This window comes from Azospirillum griseum (assembly GCF_003966125.1).
GTDB lineage: Bacteria > Pseudomonadota > Alphaproteobacteria > Azospirillales > Azospirillaceae > Azospirillum > Azospirillum griseum.
The window spans coordinates 1-2146 of sequence record NZ_RXMA01000026.1; the positions used below are offsets into that span (position 1 = coordinate 1).

General features: G+C 66.1%; 2 protein-coding genes. Both read right to left on the reverse strand.

Features of this window, described 5'->3' with window-relative positions; genetic code table 11:
* Positions 1–374: 374 nt before the first annotated feature.
* A complete protein-coding gene (locus EJ903_RS20925) occupies positions 375–1253 on the reverse strand; it encodes a 3-hydroxybutyryl-CoA dehydrogenase (RefSeq protein ID WP_126619101.1) in 879 nt (292 codons plus the stop codon).
* 60 nt (positions 1254–1313) lie between these two features.
* On the reverse strand, positions 1314–2146 hold an 833-nt coding region (locus tag EJ903_RS20930; protein ID WP_126619225.1), incomplete at its 5' end, for an electron transfer flavoprotein subunit alpha/FixB family protein.

Sequence of the window (2146 nt, forward strand, 5' to 3'; positions counted from 1 at the left end):
ATTCGACCACTTCAAGATCCGCTCCGACGTCGCTGGCAGCAACGACAAGGGCAACGTCTTCCTCGCCCGCACCGACCTCGCTTTCTAAGCGGCGGTTTTTGCGGACTGTTTGAGTTTGGTTTTTCCTGGAGCTTCGTCCCGTCGCGGTGTTTGTCCATCCCGCCGCGATGGGGCGTCCCGGCGTGCTCGTTCCCCCGAGTGCGTCCGCCTCTCATGCTCTCCTGGCAGAGGCTAACTTACGGCCAAGCGGTGAACCGCTTGGCCGTTTCCTTTTGAGAAAAGCGCCACCGCATCCTGCGGAAAAGCGGTCTTTGAAGCGCAGAAGGCCCGCCCCGGGTGCTCCGGGGCGGGCCTTTTGTTCGGTGTCGCCGCGATCAGCGGGTCGGAACCGGCGGAGTCTGTGAGTAGTCGTAGAACCCACGCCCGAACTTCTTGCCGATCCAACCCGCCTCGACATACTTCACCAGCAGCGGGCAGGGGCGGTATTTGCTGTCGGCCAAGCCTTCGTACAGCACCTGCATGACGGCCAGACAGGTGTCCAGACCGATGAAGTCCGCCAGTTCCAGCGGCCCCATCGGGTGGTTGGCCCCCAGCTTCAGCGCCGTGTCGATGGCCTCGACCCCGCCGACGCCCTCATACAGGGTGTAGACGGCCTCGTTGATCATCGGCAGCAGGATGCGGTTGACGATGAAGGCCGGGAAGTCCTCGGCCACCGCCGGGGTCTTGCCGATGGCCTCGGTCAGCTCCTTGACCGCGTTGAAGGTCGGCTCATCCGTGGCGATGCCACGGATCAGCTCGACCAACTGCATGACCGGCACCGGGTTCATGAAGTGCATGCCCATGAACTTGGCGGGCCGGTCGGTCGAAGCGGCCAGACGGGTGATCGAGATCGACGAGGTGTTCGTCGCGATCAGCGCCTCCGGCTTCAGGTGCGGCACCAGCTTCTTCAGAATGTCGCGCTTGAGCGCTTCATTCTCGGTCGCGGCCTCGATCACCAGATCGGAATCGGCGAAGATGGTCAGGTCGGTGCCGGTGGCGATGCGGGCCAGCGCGGCGGCCTTGTCGGCCTCGCTGATTTTGCCCTTCTGAACCTGACGGTCGAGGTTGCGGGCGATCCCGGCGAGGGATTTTTCCAGAACCTGTTCGTTCAGATCGGAAAGGCTGACGTCATAGCCCGCCTGCGCGCAGACCTGGGCGATGCCGCTGCCCATCTGGCCGGCGCCGATGATACCAATCTTCTTGATCGTGGACATTGGGCTTTCCCGAAGGGAGGAAGGGGAACCTTGGACCGACCGGCCAACCGACCACCCCGCTTACAGCGCGGCGGTCAGCTCCGGGACGGCCTTGAAGAGGTCGGCGACCAGGCCGTAATCGGCAACCTGGAAGATCGGGGCCTCTTCGTCCTTGTTGATGGCGACGATGACCTTGCTGTCCTTCATGCCCGCCAGATGCTGGATGGCACCGGAGATGCCGACGGCGATGTAGAGGTCCGGCGCGACGATCTTGCCGGTCTGGCCGACCTGATAATCGTTGGGCACGAACCCGGCGTCGACCGCCGCGCGCGAGGCACCCACCGCCGCGCCCAGCTTGTCGGCCAGCGCCTCCAGCAGCGGGAAATTCTCGCCCGACTGCATGCCGCGCCCGCCCGACACCACGACGCGGGCCGAGGTCAGTTCGGGGCGTTCCGACTTCGACAGCTCCGCCGAAACGAAACGCGACAGGCCGGGGTTGGCCGCCGCCGCGACGCTCTCGACCGCCGCCGCTCCGCCGCTGGCCGCCGCCGCTTCAAAGGCGGTCCCGCGCACGGTGATGATCTTCACCGCATCCTTGGACTGGACGGTGGCGATGGCGTTGCCCGCGTAGATCGGCCGTTCGAAGGTGTCGGCCGACACCACGCCGGTGATGTCGGAGATGGCGGCGACGTCCAGCAAGGCGGCGACGCGCGGCAGCAGATTCTTGCCCACCGAGGTCGCCGGGGCCAGGATGTGGCCATAGCCACCGGCCAGCGACACCACCAGCGCCGCCAGCGGTTCGGCCAGCGCGTGTTCATAGGCCGCGTCGTCGGCCAGCAGCACCTTGGACACGCCGGACACCGCAGCGGCGGCGGTCGCCACCGCCTGCGCGCCCGACCCGGCGACCAGCAGAT